General features: G+C 66.9%; 1 protein-coding gene. It reads left to right on the forward strand.

All coding sequences use genetic code 11. The annotated features are described in order from the left end of the window. The coding region (locus DM872_RS00095) for an L-serine ammonia-lyase, iron-sulfur-dependent, subunit alpha (protein WP_179057555.1) at nt 1-384 on the forward strand (384 nt) is incomplete at both ends.

Consider the following 384-nt stretch of genomic DNA (forward strand, 5'->3'; position numbering starts at 1 on the left):
TGGGCAAGCCCAACGTCATCGGCAGCACCATGAGCGCCATGGAATGGGTCAACCTCTACGCCCTGGCGGTGAACGAGGAAAACGCTGCGGGCGGGCGCATGGTCACCGCGCCCACCAACGGCGCGGCGGGAATCATTCCGGCGGTGCTGCACTACTACATGCGCTTCAACCCCGAAGCCAATGACGACGACGTGGTGAATTTCCTCCTCGGCGCCGCGGCCGTCGGCATCCTGTGCAAGAAGAACGCCTCAATCTCTGGTGCCGAAGTCGGCTGCCAGGGCGAAGTGGGCTCGGCCTGCGCGATGGCCGCCGCTGGCCTGGCGGAAGTGCTGGGCGCGACCCCGGCGCAGCTGGAGAACGCCGCCGAGATCGGCCTGGAACACA

Origin of the sequence: Pseudomonas taiwanensis, assembly GCF_013393345.1 — a bacterium.
Taxonomy (GTDB): Bacteria; Pseudomonadota; Gammaproteobacteria; order Pseudomonadales; family Pseudomonadaceae; genus Metapseudomonas; species Metapseudomonas resinovorans_C.